Origin of the sequence: Streptosporangium sp. NPDC020145, assembly GCF_040631275.1 — a bacterium.
GTDB lineage: Bacteria > Actinomycetota > Actinomycetes > Streptosporangiales > Streptosporangiaceae > Streptosporangium.
In genome coordinates this window covers 88,609-108,382 of record NZ_JBEXZT010000006.1, presented here as the reverse complement: position 1 = coordinate 108,382, position 19,774 = coordinate 88,609, and the positions used below count along the sequence as shown (strand labels likewise).

The window sequence follows — 19,774 nt, the reverse complement described above, 5'->3', positions numbered from 1 at the left end:
GTGAACGCGGTCAGGATGAACCTGGAGCGGTTGGAGATCCCGGCCGCGGACGTCGTGCTTGAGGCCGACGTCGTGGTGCCCAGGCCCGCGAGCGGGGTCGTGCTCTTCGCGCACGGCAGCGGCAGCAGCCGTCACAGTCCCCGCAACCGCTACGTGGCGGGCGAGCTCAGGAGGGCGGGGCTGGCGACGGTTCTGGTCGACCTGCTCACCCCCCTTGAGGAGGAGGCCGACCTCAGGACGGGGGAGTTCCGCTTCGACGTCGGCAGGCTGGCCGTACGGCTCGCCGCGCTGGCGGGGTGGCTGGCGCGGCACGAGCCGACGGCGGGCCTGCGCGTCGGGCTCTTCGGCGCGAGCACGGGGGCGGCGGCCGCGCTCGCCGCGGCCGCCGCCAAACCCGGCCTGGTGAGGGCGGTCGTGTCCCGGGGCGGGCGGCCGGACCTGGCCGGTGAGGCGCTCGCGGCGGTCCGCGCGCCCACGCTGCTCATCGTCGGGGAACGCGACCAGGCCGTCATCGAGCTCAACCGCGACGCTCTGGCGCGGCTGCCGGGGCGGACGGGGCTTGAGATCGTGCCGGGGGCCACGCACCTCTTCGAGGAGCCGGGGGCACTGGAGAGGGTCGCGGCCCTGGCGGGGGACTGGTTCCTGCGTCACCTGCAGGGGAGCCCGCAGGCCCCGCAGGCCGGGGGCTGAGGGACGGGGATCAGGCGGGGAAGGTCGAGGTCGCCAGGCCGCCGAAGTCGAGGACGTGCGCGGTGCCGTTGACGCCCCTGGCCGCGGGGGAGGCCAGGTAGAGGATCGCGCGGGCGACGTCCTCGGGCCGCAGCACGGGACAGTCGAGCTCGTCGAAGGCCTCGCCGAGGTCGCCCCTGGCCATCGGGGTGTCGACGATGCTCGGGCAGACGCAGTTGACCCGGATGCCGTCGGACGCGAAGTCGACGGCCAGCGCCTTGGTGAGCATCAGGACGCCGCCCTTGGAGGCGCAGTAGGCGGCCATGCCGGGGGCGGCGACGAAGCTGGAGTCGGAGGCCACGAACACGATCGAGGGACAGGAGCTTCCGGCGAGAGCGGCCGCGGCGTGCTTGGCCAGCAGGAACTGCCCGGTGAGGTTGACCTCCAGGGTCCTGGCGAAGTCGTCGCGGGCCGTCAGCCGCGCGTCGGTGCCCATGGGGCCGGAGATCCCCGCGCAGCCGACGACGACGTCCAGGCGCGACGGGACCGCGGACCGTACGGCCTCCTCGTCGGTGACGTCCCCCTGGATCCAGGTGACGTCCAGGCCGTCCGGCCGGGGCGCCCGGTCCAGGACCGTCACGGCCGCCCCCTCGGCGAGGAGGGCGTCCACGGTCGCGCGGCCTATCCCGCTGGCTCCGCCGGTGACCAGGGCGGAAAGACCGGACAGTCCGAGATCCATCAAGGACTCCTTGCTATGTGCCGAAATTTCGGATATCTCGCCCGGCAGTGGACGGCGGGCAATTCATTTGCTTCCGTACGATAGATGGGGGGCGGGTGAGGCACAAGCCATGCGTCCGGGGTAACCGTGGGACGACGTGGTGATTTACCGGAAAATCAGGCCTGTGATGCCTTGTTCCCCGTGACCTCCCTGAAATATGGTTCGGGACCAAACCCTTGTTGTCCGGATATTTCCGGCGGTTGGTCTCCCGCTCGGGTGCCCCCGGAAAGAAGCCGCGGCGAGCATGATCGTAGGGTGGAGCGGAACAGTGAGGGAGCGCCGCACCGAGATGACGGGACACCACACCCTGCGCAGCACGGAAGAGGCCGTCGGCGATCGGCTGGGCGGCCTCGACCTCGACTTCGAGGCGATGTGGGCCGTCTCCAACATCTACCGGGCCTCGACCGCGATCCGTAACCACCTCGAACAGACGGTGCTCCGCGACACCGGCCTCACCTGGACCGGGTTCGTCGTCATGTGGGTCGTGTGGATCTGGGGGGAGAGCGAGACCCGGTACGTCGCCAAGGAGGCCGGCATCGCCAAGGGCACCCTCACCGGCGTCCTGAAGACCCTGGAGTCCCACCGTTACGTACGGCGCGCGCCCAACCCCGCCGACAGGCGCCGGGTGATGGTCACCCTGACCCCTTCGGGCGAACGCCTGATGCGGTCCCTCTTCCCGCAGTTCAACCGGGAGGAGGCCTTCGTCGTCAAGGAGCTCGACAGTCGGCGGCGCCGCGCCCTGGCCGCGAGCCTGCGGGTGGTGGTCCAGCATCTGGAGGGAACCGCGCGCCCCTGACCCCGCCCGGCCGGGGCGCATGAGGCCGGGCGGGGAGCCCCGCCGCCCCGGGGCACCGGAGCGGCGGGACGCCGGGGGCGTCAGGAGCCGGACGGAGGCGGCTCCCCGAGATAGGCCGCGTGCAGCCGTTCGGGAGCCGAGCGCAGCCCGGCGGCCGGGCCCGAGTAGGTCAGCGTGCCGCCGGCGAGCACGTGCGCGGTGTCGGCGATCTTCAGGGCCAGTGTCGCGAACTGCTCGACGAGCAGCACCGCCACCCCGGAGGCGGCCAGGTCCCGCACCACGGGCAGCAGCCGCTGGACGATCACCGGGGCGAGGCCGAGCGACATCTCGTCGATCAGCAACGCCGACGGCCTTGCCGCCAGAGCCCTGGCCAGCACGAGCATCTGCTGCTCGCCTCCGGACAGCAGTGAGGCGGCCACGTCGAGTCTCTTGTGCAGTTCGGGGAACAGCTCAAGGGCCTCGTCGATCACGCGGGGGCCGCGCCGTACCACCAGGATGTTCTCCGCGACCGTCAGGTCGGGGAAGACCGTACGGCCCTGCTCGACGTGGGCGACGCCCGCCCTGGCCCGGGCCACCCGGTCCAGGGCGTTGAGGCGCCCGCCGTTGAGGGAGACGGTGCCGCCGGTGATCGGGATCACGCCGGAGATCGACTCCAGGAGCGTGGTCTTGCCCGCGCCGTTCGGCCCGAGCAGCGCCGTCACCTCCCCGGCGGGCGCGGTGAGCGAGACACCCCTGACGATCGGGGCGCCGCCGCGTGCGACGGTCACGTCGTCGAGAACCAGGCTGGAGGTCATGCCAGCGCCACCTCGTCTCCCAGATACGCGCGGGCGACCTCGGGTCTGGCCAGCGTCGTCGCGGGCGGCCCGGCCGCGATCACCTCGCCGAAGTCGAGCACCACGACCTCCGCGCAGGCCCGCCGTACCATCTCCAGGTCGTGTTCGATCAGCAGGACCGAGGCGCCGAACCTGCCGGGCACCTCCGTGAGGCGTTCGGCGAGCTCCATGGACTCGGCGTGGGCCAGGCCCGCGGCCGGTTCGTCGAGGATGATCACCTTGGGCCGGGAGAGCAGCGCCCCGGCGACCTCCAGCAGCCGCCTGCTGCCCACGTCCAGCTCGCTGACGTGCCGGTTCAGGGCGCCCAGGTTCAGGAAGCCGGCCATCTCGTCGAGTTCGGCCGCGCTCACCCGGCGGTGCGCGGAGAAGCGCAGGAAACCCGCGACGGTGAGGCCGGGCGGGACCCGGTCCTGCTGGAACGTACGGCGCAGCCCCGCGGCCGCCCTGCGGTGCACGGGCAGGCCGTCAAGGCGCCGCCCGTCGAGCGTGACCGAGCCGGTCGCGCCGCGGACGAAGCCGGTCACCGCGTCGGTGAACGTCGACTTGCCCGCGCCGTTCGGGCCGATCAGTCCCATCACGGTCCGCTCGGGCACGACCAGGTCGACCCCGGAGAGCGCGGTGACCCGGCCGTAGGAGACCGACAGGCCCTCGACCACCAGGACGGGCCGCTCGCCCCGCTCGGGCGTGACGCCCGAGGCCCGGTGGGACGTACGATCGCCGGGTTCCCCGGACACGGCGGCGGCCCTGCGGCGCCGGAAGCGGCGCACCAGGTCCTCGCTCATGCTGAGGCCGGTGGACAGCGTCTGCACGGCGCCGACGGCGAACAGCAGGCTGCCCCAGTCCTGGGGGACGCCCAGGCCACGGAGGATCTCCGGGACGAACACCATCAGGACGCCTCCCGCGATGGCGCCGCCCGCGTACTCGCTGCCCGCCATGACGGCCACGACCAGCAGGATGAGGGAGTCCACGGTGTCGAAGTTCTGCGCGGTGACCACGCCGATCTGCCCGGCCAGCACGCCTCCCGCGATGCCGCCGAAGAAGGCGCTCAGCGCGAACGCGGCCAGCTTGGCGCGCGGCACGCTCATGGCCGCCGCGGCCGTGGCGCGCTCGGAGAAGCGCAGCGCCCGCCACGCCGTGCCGTACCGGGTGCGGCCGAGCAGCCGCACCGCGACCGCGCCCGCCACGAAGAGCAGGGCGGCGAACACGAAGTAGGCGGTGTCGGTGGCGATGAAGGCGGGCCTGAGCACCTGCTGGAAGGTCGTCGCGCCGGGGAAGCCGGCCGCCGCGATGATCACGTCGGCCGCGGCGGAGAAGCCGAGCGTCACCACGGCCAGGTGCACCCCGCGCAGCCGCAGCGCGGGCAGGCCGAGCAGGACGCCCAGCGGTACGGCGGCGACACCGCCCAGCAGGATCCACAGGACCAGACCGCCGGGCGCCGCCAGGACGTTCAGCTCGCAGACGACCCAGGCGCCCAGCGCCATGAACGACATCTGGCACAGCGAGATCATGCCCGCGCGGCCGGTGACGATCCCGAGCCCGCTCAGCGAGATCGCCGTCACCAGGGCCGTCGTGCCCAGGAAGAGCCAGTACTGCGGGACGAGGGCGGCCAGCACGGCGATCGCGGCGAGCGCGCCGGCGAGCTGGGCCGCGGGCCCGGTCATCTCAACGCGCCGCATCCCACACCTCCCCACGCTGGGACCACAGCAGGATCGCGAGGATCGCCACGAAGGGGACCACGTCGCGGAACTCCTGAAGCTGACTGACGTGCGCGAGCGCCCCCTGCAGGGCGCCCAGCGCCAGACCGCCGACGGCGGTGCCGACCAGGCTCCTGAACCCGCCGACCAGGGCCGCGGCGCACGCCGGGATCACCATCAGGCCGAGGGAGAGCTGGTCGCTGTTCTGCTGCGGGGCGACCACCAGCAGGACGGCGGTGGCCAGCAGGCCGGTCACCGCCCACAGCCCGACGCCGAGCCTCCTGCTCGGGATGCCCATCAGCTCGGCCGTGGTCGGCCGCTGCGACAACGCCCGCAGCCGCAGGCCGACCGCGGTCCTGGCCAGGAACACCGACACGCCCGCGGTGATGAGCACCGCCGCCGCCACGCAGACCGTGGCCGCCTGGGTGATGGTGACACCGCCGACGGTGGCCAGCGGGCCGCCCAGGACACCGGGGATCTGCCGGGGGTCGGTGCCGAAGACGAGGTACTCCGCGGCGAGCAGGCCCACGAGGTAGGCGATGGCGATCGCGGAGCGCTGGTCGGTTCCGGCCTCGGCGAACCAGCGCCCCATCATGTAGCCGAGCGCGGCGGCGACCAGCGCCGACCCCGCCAGGCCGATGAGGACCGCCACGGCGTACGGCACGCCGCCGTCGGCCAGAACGGACATCGTGTAGACCCCGACGACGCCGATCGCCGCCTGGGCCAGGTTGACCACCCGGCCCAGGCGGTACATCAGGGTCAGGCACAGACCGAGGACGGCGTAGGCGCCGCCCGCGGTCAGGCCCGCGATGGCGCCCTCAAGCATTGGGCAGCCGGATCCAGTCCGGGGTCATGACCTTCCAGGAGCCGTTGTCCGGCTGGACGAACTTGGCCGCCCGGTTGGAGGAGTGCGCCTGGTCGGGCCCGAAGGCGTACGGCGTGCCGACCATGGGCGACTCGATCGGCGTGAGCGCCTTCAGCGCCGCGGTCACCGACTCGCGGGTGATGTCGCCCTTGATGCCCTTGAGCGCGGTCACCAGGTTCGTCGCCGCCAGGTAGCCGCCCTCGGCGAAGGAGGTGAGCGGCACCTTGTTCTGGGTCATGAGCTCCCGCCAGTCCTTGGTGGCCTCGGAGGAGGTGTCGGAGTAGGGCTCGAACTCCGACAGGGCCACGACGTCCTTGCCCGCGTCGCCGAAGGCCTTGACCGCGGCGTCGGTGTAGGTCGAGGTGAGCACCAGCCACTTGATGCCGGAGACGCCCTGCGCCTGGGCGGCCTTCACCCAGCCGACCGACATGGGCTCGGTGCCGTTGAAGACGACGCCCTTACAGCCCGCGTCCCGCGCCCGCAGGATGTAGGGGGTGTAGTCGGTGGTGTTGCCCGACAGACTCCGGTCGTTGATGAGCAGCTGCTTGCCGGTGATCTTCGACCACTGCTCGACGGCGCCCTTGTAGGCGTCGGAGGTGCCGCCGAGGATCACGAAGAAGCCGCACAGCTTGTCGATCTTCAGGACCTCGGAGGCGTGGTAGAGGGTGACGGTCGTGCCGAGGAAGGGGCCGGTGTTGACCGGGGAGATGGCGGGGGAGGTGAAGCAGCCGGGGTCGATGCCGGTCCCGGAGATCGAGGAGATCCCGGACTGGGCGTAGAAGGCGCCGTTGACCTGGCAGTCGAGGAGGCTGGCGCCGCCCGCGAGCGCCACGGCGCCCTTGTTCTGGATGAGGTCCCTGGAGGCCTGGGCGGCCGTGCTCGGGTCGCCCTTGTCGTCCACGCTGACGTAGGAGATCTTGCGGCCGTTGACGCCGCCCTCGGCGTTGACGCGGTCGAAGACGGCCTTGGCGGCCTGGGAGGCCTCGGGGAAGGCGGCGGGGCCACTCAGCGAGCTGATCGCTCCGACGACGATGGGGTCGGTGGACGTGGCGCCCTTGGCGTCACCGGGACTCCCCGTGTCGCCCGAACCGCACGCGGCGGCGCTGACGGTCAGGAGCGCGATCGCTCCCGCCGCGAGGCCCTTGGAGATCTTTCCCATGGGACGGTGCCTTTCATGAGGTGGGGGGTCTTGCGATCGGCGGCGGCGTCGGGGGCCCGCCGTCCGGGATCGTTGGGACGGTGGGCACGTCGGACGGTCCGGCGGATCCGCCCGGATCGGCATCCGGTCGTGGGCGTGGGACGCCGGTCCCCCTGGTTCGCCACGGGTCTCACACGGTTCGAGGCAGGATCGGCTGCCGGCGTCGTGGTTTCCGGCACCCCGGGATCGGGGGTGAGGCGCATCGAGACCTCCTGCGGCGAGGAACACTCAATGTTTGGTCCCAAAACATATGGCGCTCACCCCCGGTGAACAAGTCACATCAATGTAAAGAGTGAGGATTTACTTTGGCTCCGTATGATCTTGGGGGAGTGGGGCGCTTTCGAGTCGTTCGTCCCCTTCGGTGGCCGGGTGAGGATCTACGACGCCGGGTAGCATCGGACGATCCGCGGACGGAGCGGATAGAGGGGAGCCGCACGCGATGCGCGGTCTGGGGGACCTGGAGTCCGTGATCATGGAACGCCTGTGGTCGTCCCGCAGGCCCGCGCCGGTCAGGGACGTGCTTGAGGACCTCCGCGCGGAACGGGAGATCGCCTACACCACGGTCATGACCGTGATGGACAAGCTGCACACCAAGGGCCTGCTCCGCAGGCGGATGGTCGGCAGGGCCTACGTCTACGAGACGGTCGCCAGCAGGGAGGCCTACGTCGCCGACCTCATGCGCGACGCCCTGGCCTCGGGCGGCAACCGTACGGCCACGCTGGTGCACTTCCTTGAGCGGCTCACCCCGGAGGAGTCGGCGGCGCTGGGCGCGGCGCTCAGGGTGTGCCCCCTGGAGTAGCGGGGCGGACCTACTACCTCAGGTAGGAGAATATCCCGATTTCGGGGCGCGAGAGCGCTGGAACGGTCCTCGGAAGAGGGGTTGGGCGCCTGATTTGGCATGCCCGGCCTGTTCGGTGCACCATCTCCTACTATCGTCCATCGGATGGGAGGCGACGCCTCCGAAACCCCTCCACATCCGTGGGAAGGGGCCCTGGACGCCCCTCCCGGCGGGAGGGCCGGTGCGAAGGAGAGACGTGGCGGCGCTGTCCCGTTCAGGCCGATGGCGGGGCGCGTTCAGGGGGCTGACCGCCTCGGCCGCCGTCCTCGTGCTGTGCGCCGTACCCCAGGCCGAGGGCCACGCCGCGCCGAAACCCACCGCCAAGCAGCTCCGTGCGGAGCTGGCACGGCTCCAGAAGCGGTCCGAGTCCATGATCGCCGAGTACTACACGGGGCGGGTCGCGCTGCAGAAGGCCGAGAAGGCGGAGAAGGCCGCCGCGGGCGAGCTGCGGCGGGCGCAGACGGACTTCGACCAGGCCGCGCGGGAGGTCCGCACACTGGCCGCCCAGCGCTACCGCACCGGCATCCCCGGGACGCTCCCGGTCCTGATGAGCGCGGGCGATCCGGCGGACCTGCTCAACCAGATGGCCCTCATGCAGCAGATCATGGAGGGCCGGGACGCCAGGCTCAACGGGTTCTCCCAGGTCAGGGACACCTACCAGCGGGCGAAGGCCTCGGCGGAGCAGCGCGCGAAGGAGCTGCGCGACTCGCTGAGGAAACTCGGCGAGCAGAAGAAGCGGACCCTGGAGCTGATCGACACGATCAAGGACAGGATCGACCGGCTCTACCCCACCCCGGGCACCAGGAGGGCCGACGGCAGCTGGGTCCCCCAGCTTCCCTCCGGCCCCGACAACATCACTCCCCGGATGCGCCTGGTCCGCCAGCTGGTCGCGCAGCGCTTCAGCCCGCACTTCGGCATCGGCTGCTACCGGGTGGACGGGGGCATCGCCGGAGGCGGGGAGCACCCGCTCGGCCGCGCCTGCGACTTCATGATGAGCTCGGGCGGCTCCATGCCCAGCGCGGGCAACGTCAAGCTCGGCGACGAGGTGGCCGCCTGGGCCATCGAGAACAAGGACCGCCTCGGCGTCAAGTACGTCATCTGGCGCCAGCGCATCAACACCGGCTCCGGCTGGCGTGGCATGTCCAACCGGGGCGGCGTCACCGCCAACCACTACGACCACGTCCACATCTCGGTCTACTGACCGCTCGCCCCCGGCCGGGGCGTCAGGTGAGGTCGAGCACCTCCTCGCCGTGCAGGCGGTGCCGCCGTACGGCGTGCCCGTAAAACGGGTTGCCGCGACCGTGACCGGGTGACCAGCATGGGGACGTGCTCACCGACGTTCAGGTGGAGGCCTTCGTCGAGGACGGTTTCGTCCGGATCGAGGGCGCCTTCCCCCGCGAGACCGCCGAGAGATGCCGCGAGATCGTGTGGCGGGACCTCGGGGCCGACCCCGCCGCCCCGGCCACGTGGCCGGGGCCGGTCGTGGCCCGCCCGGACTACGCGCAGCCACCGTTCAGGGACGCGGCCAACACGCCGCGCCTGCACGCCGCCTTCGACGCGCTCGTGGGCAGGGGGCGCTGGGTCCCCCGCGCCACCCTGGGAGGGTTCGTGATCCGTTTCCCCGGGGGCGAACCGGCCGTCGTGGACGGATGGCACGTCGACGTGAGCTTCCCCGGCCCCGGCTCCGTCCCGGGCGACTACCTGACCTGGCGGGCGAACGCGGCCTCCAGGGACCGCGCGCTGCTGATGCTCTTCCTGTTCTCGGACGTCGGGGAGACGGACGCGCCGACCCGGCTGCGCGCCGGTTCCCATCTGGACGTGGCGCGGCTGCTCGCCTCCGAGGGCGAGGACGGCCTCGACGCCGTGGAACTGGCCCGGCGGGCCGAGGCGGCGAGCCGCGACCGCCCGGTCGTCCAGGCCACCGGCGGCGCCGGTGACGTCTACCTGTGCCACCCGTTCCTCGTGCACGCCGGGCAGCCGAACCGCGGCCGGAGCCCGCGCTTCCTGGCCCAGCCGGGGCTCAGCCCGGCCGGGCCGCTCCGCGGGGACGGGGCGGAGAGCGGCCTCTCACCCGTCGAGACCGCCATCAGGCGGGGCCTCGAACGGGGACACGGCGCGGGGACGTCAGGGACCGCCGGGGGCTGAGACCACACCGCCCGCGACGTCCAGGTTCGTGACCGCGTGCGGGTGGGGCGGAGAGCCCTGACGGCAGGGCCCTCCGCGTGAGGTTCGCCGCTCCTGGGACCAGGGGACGGAGTGGCGACCCGCTCGGGTGTCTCGTCCCCGCGCGGGCCGTACCGGTTCCTGTGGGCGGGGAAGGTGGTCCAGACCACCCCGAAACGTGAAGGCCGCCTCCGGGTCCAGGTGGGGAACGGCGCACGTGGAAACGGTTCTCCCGGCGGGAACGGCGGCCGATGCCGGTTCCGGCTCGGCGGAAAGGGACGCGGGAGCGGCCGGTACTTCCAGGCCGGTACGCCCGGCGGACCAGACATGGTGGCCCACGATTCCACGGATCTCTCCAGCCGACTTACTAAGGTTCGTAGTTCTTCATCGAACCGGTCGGCAACGTAACCCCAGGTGAACCGCCACTTCTTAAGCGGAGATGCCTCCTACCGGTAATAGTGAATCCGGTCGTCGCCGTGAGAATCCGGTACGGACCGGTGGCGCGCTCTCTCGATCGGCGTTGTCAAACCGATATCAACCGGTATAGACCAGTCCTATAGGACGAACCTACTCTGGTCCGCACCACGGGAAAGCCCGGAGCTCCGCGACCCACAGGCCGCCACCGGCTCTCTTTCGAGCATTCCAACCCGCCGGGTGAACTCCGGCGGCCCCCCAGCTGGTACGGACCGGCTCCGATCGTCTGAATATCAAGGTGGTAATTCACGTGAACAAGAGGCTCGTCGGTGCGCTGACGCTCGGTCTGTCCGCGGCACTGGTCATGACCGGCTGCGGTTCGACGCAGAGCGGGAGCGACGGCGGTGACAAGGCGGCCGGTGGCGACGTGACGCTGAAGCTGGTCGCCGCCGACTACGGCGACGGCCCCACCGCCGACAACAGCGGTGAGAAGTTCTGGAAGGGCGTCGTCGACGGCTTCCAGAAGGCCAACCCCGGCATCAAGGTCGACGTCCAGGTCATCAACTGGAACGACATCGACAAGCAGGTCGCGACCATGGTCCAGAACGGCCAGGTGCCCGACATCCTGCAGACCGGCGACTACTCCGGCTTCGTCAAGGACGGCCTGCTGTACAAGACCGACGAGGTCCTGTCCCCGGCCACCTCGGCCGACCTGCTGCCCAAGTTCGCCGACTTCGGCAAGGTGGACGGCACCGGCTACGGCATCCCGTTCGTCTCCTCGGCCCGCGCCCTGTTCTACAACAAGGACCTGTTCACCAAGGCCGGGATCGCCGAGGCGCCCAAGACCTGGGACGAGCTCAAGGCCGCGGCGGAGAAGCTGAAGAAGGCCGGCGTCAGCCAGCCGTTCGGCCTGCCGCTGGGCAACGAGGAAGCCCAGGCCGAGTCGTTCCTGTGGTTCATGGGCAACGGCGGCGGCTACAAGGACTCCTCCGGGGCGTGGGCGGTCGACTCCGCCGCCAACGTCGAGGCCCTCCAGTACGTCAAGGGCCTGGTCGACGCGGGCCTGACCAGCCCCAACCCCGGCACCAAGAACCGCAAGGACGTCTGGGCGGACTTCGCCGCGGGCAAGGTCGGCATGGTCAACGGCGGCCCCATGTCCATCCCGATCTTCGAGAAGGGCGGCCTGACCAACTTCGGCGTCGCCCCGATCGCGGGCAAGACCGCGGCCCTGGACACCACGCTCGGCGTCGAGGACTGGATCATGGCCTTCAACAAGAACGGCCACCAGGAGCAGATCAAGAAGTTCTTCGACTACTTCTACTCCGGTGACGCGGCGCAGAAGATCAGCGACACCTACAAGCTGCTGCCGGTGACGAAGTCCGGCATCGAGAAGCTCTCCTCGGACGAGAGGCTCAAGCCGTTCCTGGACGCGCTGCCCAACGCGACGTTCTACCCCTTCCAGGACCCCAAGTGGTCCGAGGTGAACACCCAGGTCAAGCAGACCATCGGCGGCGCCGTCAGCGGTGACCCGAAGGCCGTGCTCGGCGCGATCCAGAAGGTCGCGACCGCGGGCTGACCCTCACCCCCGGGTACGGCGCGCCCGCCCGTCCTGCCGCGTGGCGGGCGCGCCGTACCAGTCCATCCGAAAGCAGGACTCATGCAGCAAACATCCGCGCGAGGCGGAGCGCTGCGCGCGCTCGCCCCGCTGGCCTGGGTCGGCCCCGCCGTGGCGCTGATCGCCGTGGTGGTCGTCTGGCCCGTCGTGGTGATGGTCCAGTCGTCCTTCCTGAAGATCAGCCGTTTCGGCGTCGTCCAGGGCGGAAACGGGACGGGCAACTACGACAAGCTGTTCGCCGAGCCCGACTTCGGCGGGGTCATGGCCAGGAGCCTGGTGTGGGTGGTCGCGGTGGTCGCGCTGACCGTGCTCGTCTCCCTGGCGCTGGCCCAGCTGTTCAACCAGCGCTTCCCCGGACGCCGCTTCGCCCGCTGGGCGCTGATCGCGCCGTGGGCCGCCTCCGTCCTGATGACGTCGATCATCTTCAAGTGGATGCTCGACCCCGAGGTCGGCCTGATCAACATGCTCAGGCGTGACCTGGGGCTGCTGGACGCCCTCGGCGGTGCGGACGCCGACCCGCTCGGCAGCGCGTCGGGCGCGATGCCGTGGCTCATCTTCGTCGCGGTCTTCGTCTCCGTCCCGTTCACCACCTACGCGCTGCTCGCGGGACTGTCGGCGATCCCGGCCGACGTCTACGAGGCGGCCAAGATCGACGGCGCCTCGAAGCTGCGGACCTACTGGTCGATCACGCTGCCGCTGCTGCGGCCCGCCCTCACGGTCGCGGCGCTCATCAACGTGATGAACGTCTTCAACAGCTTCCCGATCATCTGGGCCATGACCCACGGGCAGCCGGGCTACTCGACGGCGACCTCGACCATCTTCATGTACATCCTCAAGGGATCCGACATCGGCGAGTCGGCGGCCATGTCCGTCGTCAACTTCGGCATGGTGATCGTCCTGACGATCGTCTTCCTGAAGGTCAGCAAGTGGAGGACGGCACCCGCATGACCCTCACCCAGAACGCGCCCTCGGTCGCGGAGAAGACGACGGCCCCTGTCGCGGCGCCGCGCTCGCTCCCGTCCGTCAAGACCGTCGTCATCGCGGCCAGCGCCTACCTGATCGCCTTCGTCTTCCTCTTCCCCTACCTGGTGATGGTCCTGACGGCGCTGCGCCCGCAGGGGGAGCTGCGCCAGGCGACCTACCTGCCGCAGCGGTTCGAGTGGTCGAACTTCACGAACTTCTGGACCGGCGGCCTCGCCCAGAACCTGGGCGTCACCCTGCAGGTCGCCGCGGGCTCGACCGTGCTGGTGCTGCTGGTGGCGCTGCCCGCGGCCTACTACACCGCGCGGCACGACTTCAGGGGCCGCACCGCGTTCATGATCCTGGTGCTGATCACCCAGATGTTCCAGCCGACCGCGATGCTGGTCGGCATCTACCGCGAGTTCTTCCAGTTCGGGCTGGTCGACTCGGTCTGGGCGCTGATCCTGGTCAACGGCGGCTTCAACCTCGCCTTCGCGGTGTGGATCCTCAACGCCTACTTCTCCTCGATCCCGCGTGAGCTGGAGGAGGCCGCGTTCATCGACGGCAACGGCCGCTTCGGCGCGCTGTTCCGGGTCACCCTCCCGCTGGCCATGCCCGGTGTGGTGACCGCGCTGATCTTCACCTTCATCGCGGCCTGGAACGAGTTCGTCGTCGCCCTCACCCTGACCACCACCCCGGGCAACCAGCCCCTCACGGTCGCCCTGAACTCCTTCATCGGCCAGTACCAGGTGGACTGGCAGAACCTGTTCGCGGGTTCGGTCATCGCGACGATCCCGGTCATCATCCTGTTCGCGCTCATCGAACGGAAGGTGGTCGGCGGTCTCACCGCCGGTTCCATCAAGTGACCCGCCCGGGCCCAAGCGGTGGGGGCCCGGTGGGCGGCGGTCCCGTGTCGAGTCGCTCCGGCACGGGACCGCCCGGGACGCTCAGGGGGCGGTGACGCCCAGGACCAGCTTGCCCGAGGTACGGCCCGCCGCCAGCCGTTCGTGGGCCTCTGCCGCCCGGTCGAGGGGGAAGACCTCCTCGACCTCGACGGTGAGAAGGCCCGAGTCGGCCAGCTCGCCGATGCGCGCCAGCGCCGTGCCGTCCGGCTCGACCAGGAACCCCGTCGCGCGCACACCGCGTGCCGCGGCCGACTCGGCCAGTTCGGGCGAGACCCCGGAGGGCACCGCGACCAGCAGCCCGCCGGGACGCAGGACGCCGAGGGAACGGGTGCTCGTGGCGTCGTACCCGTCGCCGACCAGGTCCACCACCAGGTCCACCTCGCGCACCACCTCCTCGAACCGGACGGCCGTGTAGTCGACGAGTTCGTCGGCGCCGAGCCCGCGCAGCCAGTCGTGCTTGGCCGCACGGGCCGTGCCGATCACGTACGCCCCCAGGTGTTTGGCGATCTGGACGGCGAAGTGGCCCACCCCGCCCCCCGCCGCGTGGACGAGCACCCGCTGCCTGGGCCGCAGGTCGGCGGTGTCCACCAGGACCTGCCAGGCGGTCAGCGCCGCCAGCGGTACGGCCGCCGCCTCCTCGTGCCCCAGGGAGCGGGGCCTGCGGGCGAACTGCCGCGAGGGGGCCGTGACGTACTCGGCGTAGGCGCCCGCCTGGCGGGGGAACCACGGCATGCCGTACACCTCGTCGCCGACGGCCAGGGTGTGCACGCCGTACCCGATCTCCTCGACGACGCCGCAGACGTCCCAGCCGAGGACGAAGGGCGGGGCACCCAGGACACCCGCCATGCCGCCGCCCGCCCTGGTCTTGGCGTCGACGGGGTTCACCCCGGCGGCGACGACCCGGACCAGCACCTCGGTCGGCAGGGGTTGTGGCCTGTCCAGCAGGACGGGGCGCAGCACCTCGGGGCCGCCGAAGACGTCCTGGCTTACGGCGCGCATGGAAGTCATGTTCTGTCTCCTCCTCGGTCGTGGCCGCGGGGCGGCGCGGCGCGGCAGAGGGTAACCCCGCCCGCCGGGCCCGCGCGGGCGCCTTGTCCTTTCCGGGAAACCTCCGGCACCTTTCGTTCACGGACTGTTCAGGAGAGCGTTCCCGGGAACCGGGGTAGACCGGATCTTCCGGTTATGGAGGGGTAGTAACTTCGACGCATGCGACTGGGCGTTCTCGACATCGGTTCCAACACGGTTCATCTCCTGGTGATGGACGCGCACCGGGGCGCCCGGCCGCTCCCCGCCTACTCCCACAAGGTGGACCTCCGGCTCGCCGAGTACATGGAGGACGGCGAGCGGCTCTCCGAGGAGGGCGCGGCGCTGCTGCGCGGGCACGTCGAGGAGGCGCTGCGCCTGGCCGAGGACAAGGGCGTCGAGGACCTCATGGCGTTCGCGACCTCGGCGGTCAGGGAGGCGGTCAACGGCGAGGAGGTGCTCGCCGACCTCAACGCGCGGGCCGAGGTGAACATCCAGGTCCTCTCCGGTCAGGACGAGGCGCGGCTGACCTTCCTGGCCGTGCGGCGGTGGTTCGGCTGGTCGTCGGGGCGGCTGCTGGTGCTGGACATCGGCGGGGGCTCCCTGGAGATCGCCTCGGGCATCGACGAGCAGCCGGACGTCGCGATCTCGCTGCCGCTCGGGGCGGGCAGGCTCACCCGCGACCGCCTCAGCGCCGACCCGCCCTCCCAGGAGGAGATCAGGGCCCTGCGCAGGCACGTGCGGGCGGAGATCGCCCGCAAGGTCGGCGACGTCGCCAGGTACGGCAGGGCGGACCACGCGGTGGCGACCTCGAAGACCTTCAGGCAGCTGGCGAGGATAACCGGGGCGGCCCCGTCGAGTGAGGGGAACGTCCGCCGGGTGCTCAGGCACACCGAGCTGGTGGAGTGGACCGGAAGGCTGGCCGGGATGGACCCGCGCGCGCGGGCGGGCCTGCCGGGGGTCTCCGAGGGACGGGCGCCACAGCTGCCCGCGGGGGCGATCGTCGCCGACGCCGCGATGGACCTGCTGGGGGTGGGGGAGCTTGAGGTGTGCCCCTGGGCGCTGCGCGAGGGCGTCATCCTGCGCAGACTCGACACGATGCCCGAGATCTGAGGTTTACCGGCTCTTCGTCGGGTAGGAGCGCGCCTTCATGAACAGCGCTCAGGTACAAGGCGCCGCCCGCAGAGCGGCCGGCAGCCGGACTCTGGAGAGACTGACCCGCCTCGGGCTCGCCTGCCGTGGCGTCCTGTACGGCCTGATCGGCTTCCTGGCCCTGCGGATCGCCTTCGGCGGCGGAAGCGGGGGCAAGGAGGCCGACAAGACCGGGGCGGTCGAGACGGTCGCCGAGCAGCCGTTCGGCACCGTGCTGTTGTGGCTGATGGTCGCCGGCTTCGTGGCCCTGACCCTCTGGCAGATCTCCGAGGCGGTCCTCGACCGGGGCGGGAAGGTCAAGGACCGGGCCGAGGCGGTCGCGCGGGCGGTCACCTACGGGCTGCTGGTGGCGACGCTGCTCGGCCTGCTGCTGAGGGGCGACCCGGGCAGCTCGTCCGACGACAGCTCCAAGGACCTGACCGCCATGGCGATGGACCTGCCCGGCGGGCGGGTCCTGGTCGGCGTGGTGGGACTCGGGGTGGTCGCGCTCGGGGCCCACTGGATCCACAGCGGATGGAAGAGAAAGTTCCTTGAGGACCTGCCCACCGGGGAGGTGCCGCCGGGCGTGCGGCGCCTGGCCGAGCGGCTCGGCACGGCCGGATACCTCGCCCGCGGCGTGATCGCGGTGGCGGCCGGGGTCTTCGTCGTCCAGGCCGCGATCACCTACGACCCGGAAAGGGCCAGGGGCGTCGACTCGACGCTGCGCGCGCTGGCGGACACTCCGGCCGGGCCGTGGCTGCTGGGCGTCGTGGCCTTCGGCCTGCTGCTTTTCGCGGCCTACTGTTTTCTCCAGGCGCGCTGGCACCGGCTGTGACGTACGGCCACGCGCCTCGGCGCCGCCGTGGCAAGCCCCACCTACCTATCCGGTAAGTCACCCTATTGGTGCTTTTCCATGACATCGCCCTGTCCGGGTCCCGCGTCCTTCCATGGAGGCGGATGGCATCGGGAGGGCCATATGGATTTGTCGGAGCGCGACGGCGGTGAACGGATTCTCCACCTGGAAGGGTCCCCCGACCAGGTGGGGAGGGCCAGAAAACTGATCTCGGCGGCTCTCGGCAGGGACCACCCCCTCCACGACGACTGCGTGCTGCTCACCAGTGAGATAGCCACCAACGCGGTCGTCCACTCCAGGTCGGGGGACGGCGGCATGTTCACCGTCACCGTCACCCACTGGGCGGGCGGCGTGCGGGTCTCCGTCCAGGACGACGGCTCGGCCGAGGTCCCCTGCCTGTGCCACACCCCCGCCGACGCCACCGGGGGGCGCGGCCTGCCGCTGCTTGAGGCGCTGTCCCACAGCTGGGGATTCACCCGGGAGGCGGGGACGAACCTGGTCTGGTTCGAGCTCGTCCTGGAGACCGCCGGGGTGCCGGGGGACAGGCTGGCCGCCGTACGGTGAACCCTCAGACGGAGGGGGAGGCCAGTAGCCGGTCCAGCACCCGGACGCCGAACTCAAGCCCCTCGACCGGGACGCGCTCGTCCACCCCGTGGAACATGCCGAAGTAGTCAAGGTCGGGGGAGAGCCGCAACGGCGCGAAGCCGTACCCCTTGATGCCGATCTCGGCGAAGGACTTGGCGTCGGTGCCCCCCGACATCACGTACGGCACCGGCCGCGCCTGTCCGTCCTCGGCGAGGATCGCCGCGCGGAGCAGCTCGAAGAAGGGCGCGGCCGGCGAGGCGTCCGGCGCCTCCTCCAGGCTGAGGAACTCGCGGGTGATCCTCGGCCCGAGCAGCCGGTCGATCGTCTCCAGGAACTCCTCCCGGTATCCGGGCAGGAACCGCCCGTCCACGTGGGCGGTGGCGGTGCCGGGGATCACGTTGACCTTGTAACCCGCCTGGAGCATCGTCGGGTTGGCCGAGTTGCGGATCTGCGCCGCGAACAGCGTGCCCGCCCGGCCGAGCCGCTCAGCCTCCTGTTCGAGCCGGTCGCGGTCGATGCGTTCCCCCAGGATCTCCTCAAGGCTTGTGAGCAGGGCGGCGACGCCGGGCGTCAGCCGTACCGGCCAGCGGTGGGCGGCGAGCCTGGACAGGGCGTGGCACAGCTCGGCGACCGCGTTGTCCGCCGGAGGGCGGGAGCCGTGGCCCGTCACGCCGTCCGCGGTCAGCCTCATCCACGCGGTGCCGCGCTCGCCGACCGCGATCGGGTAGACGCGCCGCCCCCGCACCTCGACGCTGTAGCCACCCGACTCACCGATCGCCTCGGTGCAGCCGTCGAACAGCTCCCTGCGCCGCCGCACCGCGTACCGCGCGCCGTACTCGCCGGTCGCCTCCTCGTCGGCGAGGAAGGCCAGCACCATGTCCCTGGCCGGCCGCACGCCGCGTCTGGCCCAGTCGCGGACCAGGGCGAGCGTCATGGACAGCGTGCCCTTCATGTCGACCGCGCCCCTGCCCCAGACGCAGCCGCCGGTGATCTCCCCGGAGAACGGGTGGATCCGCCAGTCGGCGGGCTCGGCGGGCACCACGTCCAGGTGGCCGTGGACCAGCAGGGCCTCGGGCGAGTCGCCGGGAATCCTGGCGACCACGCTGGTCCTGCGGCTGGCCGACTCGAAGACCACCGGCTCGATGCCCACCTCGGCCAGCAGCTCGGCGACGTACTCGGCCGCGGGCCGTTCCCCTGCGCCCGGATTGGTGGTGTCGAACCTGATCAGGTTCGAGCAGATCGACGAGACCTCGCCAGTCATGGAACACGCCCCCCGCAAACCGACTGATCATGGGTGCATACCCACGGTGACGTCTTTGCATCTTGTTATCCACGCGTATAAATTTATCCGCATGGATAACAAAGTGTGGAGTCTGGTCAGGGCGCTCTTCGTCGCCGTGCTCGTCATCTCCGTCGCGGCACTCGGGACGGCCGCCGTCGTCGGCGGCAACTGGGTGGTGTGGCTGCGCGGCGCCGCCGTCGCGGTCGCCTCCGCCTGGCTCGTCGTCCTCGCCGGGCAGGCCGCACACGGCAGGCGGTCGGCCTACGTGCGCATCCGCTTCGTCACCGTCGCCGCGCCCGTCGGAATCGTGCTCATCATCCTCGCGCCGGACAGCGGCTACCCCGGCTGGATGAAGGTGGAGCAGGGCGTGATCGGCGTCCTGGTCGCCGTCGTCGCGTTCACGATCAACCGCCGCGCCGTGCGCGAGGCGTTTCCGAAGCGTGGCAGGCTGAGGTGACATGGAGATCGCCAGAACCCGCCGGGCCGCGGCCACCGAGGCACGCAGGGCCCAGATCGCCTCCGCCACCATCGCGGTGCTCGCCGAGCGCGGCTACGCGGAGACCACCTTCGAGGCCATCTGCGAGCACGCCGGGCTGAGCAGCAAGAGACTGATCTCCTACCACTTCTCCACCAAGGAACAGCTCTTCGAGGCCGTCGTCGGCCAGGTCACCGCCGACGCCGCCGCCTTCATGCGCCCGCGGCTCGACGCCGCCACCGGGGCCCGCGCGCTGCTTGAGGCCTACATCAGGGCGAACATCGCCTTCGTCGCCGCACACCCCGGGCACGTGCGCGCGATACAGCAGATCGTGTACAACCACGTGCCCGTCGGCGGCCGGGAGTACGACGCCGCGATCGGCAGACTGGTCGCGCTGTTCGAGGACGGGCAGCGCGCGGGAACGTTCAGGGCGTTCGACGGCGAGCTGATGGGCACGGCGCTGCGGTCGGCCATCGACGCGACGGCCGACCGCGTCGTCAACGGCCACGACGCGGACCACTGCGCCGACGAACTCGTCGAGATCTTCGACAGGGCGACACGGGCCGAACCCTCGTGAACCCCTGTTCCCGGGCGGCAGCCCGGGCCTCGGCCGGATCGTGATCACTGTCAGCGACACGCACTTCGGCGACCTCAGGCACAACCTGGGCAGGGTGCCGGGCCCGGTCCGGAGGTCCCC

The 19,774-nt window shown here is 71.1% G+C and carries 20 protein-coding genes; 13 read left to right on the top strand and 7 right to left on the bottom strand.

Annotated features, from left to right (window positions below; genetic code table 11):
- Complete coding sequence (locus ABZ463_RS13900) at positions 1 to 690, top strand: dienelactone hydrolase family protein (RefSeq protein ID WP_362776049.1); 690 nt, start codon at positions 1 to 3, stop codon at positions 688 to 690.
- 10 nt (positions 691 to 700) lie between these two features.
- Here ABZ463_RS13900 and ABZ463_RS13895 read toward each other — a convergent pair whose 3' ends face one another.
- Positions 701 to 1,408 carry an SDR family oxidoreductase gene (locus ABZ463_RS13895; protein ID WP_362776047.1) on the bottom strand — a complete coding sequence of 236 codons (708 nt, stop codon included), beginning with the start codon at positions 1,406 to 1,408 and terminating at the stop codon, positions 701 to 703.
- Positions 1,409 to 1,715: 307 nt separating this feature from the next.
- Here ABZ463_RS13895 and ABZ463_RS13890 point away from each other — a divergent pair, with 307 nt between their 5' ends.
- The gene (locus ABZ463_RS13890) at positions 1,716 to 2,243 is read left to right on the top strand and encodes a MarR family transcriptional regulator (protein ID WP_362776045.1); all 528 of its coding nucleotides are present in this window, start codon (positions 1,716 to 1,718) and stop codon (positions 2,241 to 2,243) included.
- Between the two features lie 80 nt (positions 2,244 to 2,323).
- Here ABZ463_RS13890 and ABZ463_RS13885 read toward each other — a convergent pair whose 3' ends face one another.
- Genes ABZ463_RS13885 through ABZ463_RS13870 form a run of 4 tightly spaced genes read right to left on the bottom strand, consistent with a single transcriptional unit; the run spans position 2,324 to position 6,794 of the window.
- Positions 2,324 to 3,037: an ABC transporter ATP-binding protein gene (locus tag ABZ463_RS13885; RefSeq protein WP_352011979.1), complete on the bottom strand. Its 714-nt coding sequence runs from the start codon at positions 3,035 to 3,037 to the stop codon at positions 2,324 to 2,326.
- Positions 3,034 to 4,752, bottom strand: a complete 1,719-nt coding sequence (locus ABZ463_RS13880) for an ATP-binding cassette domain-containing protein (protein ID WP_352011980.1) — start codon at positions 4,750 to 4,752, stop codon at positions 3,034 to 3,036. Before ABZ463_RS13880 ends, ABZ463_RS13885 begins: the two co-directional genes overlap by 4 nt.
- The gene (locus ABZ463_RS13875) at positions 4,739 to 5,596 is read right to left on the bottom strand and encodes a branched-chain amino acid ABC transporter permease (protein ID WP_352011981.1); all 858 of its coding nucleotides are present in this window, start codon (positions 5,594 to 5,596) and stop codon (positions 4,739 to 4,741) included. Before ABZ463_RS13875 ends, ABZ463_RS13880 begins: the two co-directional genes overlap by 14 nt.
- On the bottom strand, positions 5,589 to 6,794 hold the full coding sequence (locus tag ABZ463_RS13870; protein ID WP_352011982.1) for an ABC transporter substrate-binding protein: 1,206 nt from the start codon (positions 6,792 to 6,794) through the stop codon (positions 5,589 to 5,591). The genes ABZ463_RS13875 and ABZ463_RS13870 overlap by 8 nt, the downstream gene beginning before the upstream one ends.
- 478 nt (positions 6,795 to 7,272) lie before the next feature.
- Here ABZ463_RS13870 and ABZ463_RS13865 point away from each other — a divergent pair, with 478 nt between their 5' ends.
- The 6 genes from ABZ463_RS13865 to ABZ463_RS13840 all read left to right on the top strand — a co-directional run bounded on the left by ABZ463_RS13865 (position 7,273) and on the right by ABZ463_RS13840 (position 13,689).
- Entirely contained in the window at positions 7,273 to 7,632 is a 360-nt protein-coding gene (locus tag ABZ463_RS13865; RefSeq protein WP_352011983.1) for a BlaI/MecI/CopY family transcriptional regulator, read from the top strand.
- A gap of 220 nt (positions 7,633 to 7,852) precedes the next feature.
- The gene (locus ABZ463_RS13860) at positions 7,853 to 8,872 is read left to right on the top strand and encodes a hypothetical protein (protein ID WP_352011984.1); all 1,020 of its coding nucleotides are present in this window, start codon (positions 7,853 to 7,855) and stop codon (positions 8,870 to 8,872) included.
- A gap of 125 nt (positions 8,873 to 8,997) precedes the next feature.
- Positions 8,998 to 9,816 (top strand): phytanoyl-CoA dioxygenase family protein, encoded by an 819-nt coding sequence (locus ABZ463_RS13855; RefSeq protein WP_362776041.1) that lies wholly within the window; start codon positions 8,998 to 9,000, stop codon positions 9,814 to 9,816.
- A gap of 742 nt (positions 9,817 to 10,558) precedes the next feature.
- On the top strand, positions 10,559 to 11,824 hold the full coding sequence (locus tag ABZ463_RS13850; RefSeq protein WP_352011986.1) for an extracellular solute-binding protein: 1,266 nt from the start codon (positions 10,559 to 10,561) through the stop codon (positions 11,822 to 11,824).
- Positions 11,825 to 11,905: 81 nt separating this feature from the next.
- Positions 11,906 to 12,811 carry a sugar ABC transporter permease gene (locus ABZ463_RS13845; RefSeq protein ID WP_352011987.1) on the top strand — a complete coding sequence of 302 codons (906 nt, stop codon included), beginning with the start codon at positions 11,906 to 11,908 and terminating at the stop codon, positions 12,809 to 12,811.
- Positions 12,808 to 13,689: a carbohydrate ABC transporter permease gene (locus tag ABZ463_RS13840; RefSeq protein WP_352011988.1), complete on the top strand. Its 882-nt coding sequence runs from the start codon at positions 12,808 to 12,810 to the stop codon at positions 13,687 to 13,689. Before ABZ463_RS13845 ends, ABZ463_RS13840 begins: the two co-directional genes overlap by 4 nt.
- Positions 13,690 to 13,770: 81 nt before the next feature.
- Here the strand turns inward: ABZ463_RS13840 and ABZ463_RS13835 are convergent, their stop codons facing one another.
- A complete protein-coding gene (locus ABZ463_RS13835) occupies positions 13,771 to 14,736 on the bottom strand; it encodes an NADP-dependent oxidoreductase (RefSeq protein ID WP_362776035.1) in 966 nt (321 codons plus the stop codon).
- Between the two features lie 198 nt (positions 14,737 to 14,934).
- On the opposite strand from ABZ463_RS13835, the gene ABZ463_RS13830 reads away from it, so the two are divergent.
- The 3 genes from ABZ463_RS13830 to ABZ463_RS13820 all read left to right on the top strand — a co-directional run bounded on the left by ABZ463_RS13830 (position 14,935) and on the right by ABZ463_RS13820 (position 17,299).
- Positions 14,935 to 15,864 (top strand): Ppx/GppA phosphatase family protein, encoded by a 930-nt coding sequence (locus ABZ463_RS13830; protein ID WP_352011990.1) that lies wholly within the window; start codon positions 14,935 to 14,937, stop codon positions 15,862 to 15,864.
- Between the two features lie 37 nt (positions 15,865 to 15,901).
- The gene (locus ABZ463_RS13825; RefSeq protein WP_362776032.1) at positions 15,902 to 16,717 is read left to right on the top strand and encodes a DUF1206 domain-containing protein; all 816 of its coding nucleotides are present in this window, start codon (positions 15,902 to 15,904) and stop codon (positions 16,715 to 16,717) included.
- Positions 16,718 to 16,858: 141 nt separating this feature from the next.
- Entirely contained in the window at positions 16,859 to 17,299 is a 441-nt protein-coding gene (locus ABZ463_RS13820) for an ATP-binding protein (protein ID WP_352011992.1), read from the top strand.
- Between the two features lie 4 nt (positions 17,300 to 17,303).
- Here ABZ463_RS13820 and ABZ463_RS13815 read toward each other — a convergent pair whose 3' ends face one another.
- Positions 17,304 to 18,581: a M20/M25/M40 family metallo-hydrolase gene (locus ABZ463_RS13815; RefSeq protein ID WP_362776030.1), complete on the bottom strand. Its 1,278-nt coding sequence runs from the start codon at positions 18,579 to 18,581 to the stop codon at positions 17,304 to 17,306.
- A 91-nt stretch (positions 18,582 to 18,672) separates the two neighbouring features.
- Between ABZ463_RS13815 and ABZ463_RS13810 the strand changes: the two genes are divergently transcribed.
- Both ABZ463_RS13810 and ABZ463_RS13805 read left to right on the top strand, forming a co-directional pair.
- On the top strand, positions 18,673 to 19,059 hold the full coding sequence (locus ABZ463_RS13810) for a hypothetical protein (protein ID WP_362776028.1): 387 nt from the start codon (positions 18,673 to 18,675) through the stop codon (positions 19,057 to 19,059).
- A 1-nt stretch (position 19,060) separates the two neighbouring features.
- Positions 19,061 to 19,654, top strand: a complete 594-nt coding sequence (locus tag ABZ463_RS13805; RefSeq protein WP_362776026.1) for a helix-turn-helix domain-containing protein — start codon at positions 19,061 to 19,063, stop codon at positions 19,652 to 19,654.
- The last annotated feature ends 120 nt before the right edge of the window (positions 19,655 to 19,774 follow it).

Bases quoted from the DNA above. Each gene is read 5' to 3' on its own strand.
- ABZ463_RS13815 (WP_362776030.1), bottom strand. From the start codon at position 18,581: ATGACTGGCGAGGTCTCGTCGATCTGCTCGAACCTGATCAGGTTCGAC.
- ABZ463_RS13830 (WP_352011990.1), top strand. From the start codon at position 14,935: ATGCGACTGGGCGTTCTCGACATCGGTTCCAACACGGTTCATCTCCTG.
- ABZ463_RS13805 (WP_362776026.1), top strand. From the start codon at position 19,061: ATGGAGATCGCCAGAACCCGCCGGGCCGCGGCCACCGAGGCACGCAGG.
- ABZ463_RS13880 (WP_352011980.1), bottom strand. From the start codon at position 4,752: ATGCGGCGCGTTGAGATGACCGGGCCCGCGGCCCAGCTCGCCGGCGCG.
- ABZ463_RS13870 (WP_352011982.1), bottom strand. From the start codon at position 6,794: ATGGGAAAGATCTCCAAGGGCCTCGCGGCGGGAGCGATCGCGCTCCTG.
- ABZ463_RS13820 (WP_352011992.1), top strand. From the start codon at position 16,859: ATGGATTTGTCGGAGCGCGACGGCGGTGAACGGATTCTCCACCTGGAA.
- ABZ463_RS13810 (WP_362776028.1), top strand. From the start codon at position 18,673: ATGGATAACAAAGTGTGGAGTCTGGTCAGGGCGCTCTTCGTCGCCGTG.
- ABZ463_RS13825 (WP_362776032.1), top strand. From the start codon at position 15,902: ATGAACAGCGCTCAGGTACAAGGCGCCGCCCGCAGAGCGGCCGGCAGC.
- ABZ463_RS13875 (WP_352011981.1), bottom strand. From the start codon at position 5,596: ATGCTTGAGGGCGCCATCGCGGGCCTGACCGCGGGCGGCGCCTACGCC.
- ABZ463_RS13840 (WP_352011988.1), top strand. From the start codon at position 12,808: ATGACCCTCACCCAGAACGCGCCCTCGGTCGCGGAGAAGACGACGGCC.
- ABZ463_RS13885 (WP_352011979.1), bottom strand. From the start codon at position 3,037: ATGACCTCCAGCCTGGTTCTCGACGACGTGACCGTCGCACGCGGCGGC.
- ABZ463_RS13895 (WP_362776047.1), bottom strand. From the start codon at position 1,408: ATGGATCTCGGACTGTCCGGTCTTTCCGCCCTGGTCACCGGCGGAGCC.
- ABZ463_RS13845 (WP_352011987.1), top strand. From the start codon at position 11,906: ATGCAGCAAACATCCGCGCGAGGCGGAGCGCTGCGCGCGCTCGCCCCG.
- ABZ463_RS13865 (WP_352011983.1), top strand. From the start codon at position 7,273: ATGCGCGGTCTGGGGGACCTGGAGTCCGTGATCATGGAACGCCTGTGG.
- ABZ463_RS13835 (WP_362776035.1), bottom strand. From the start codon at position 14,736: ATGACTTCCATGCGCGCCGTAAGCCAGGACGTCTTCGGCGGCCCCGAG.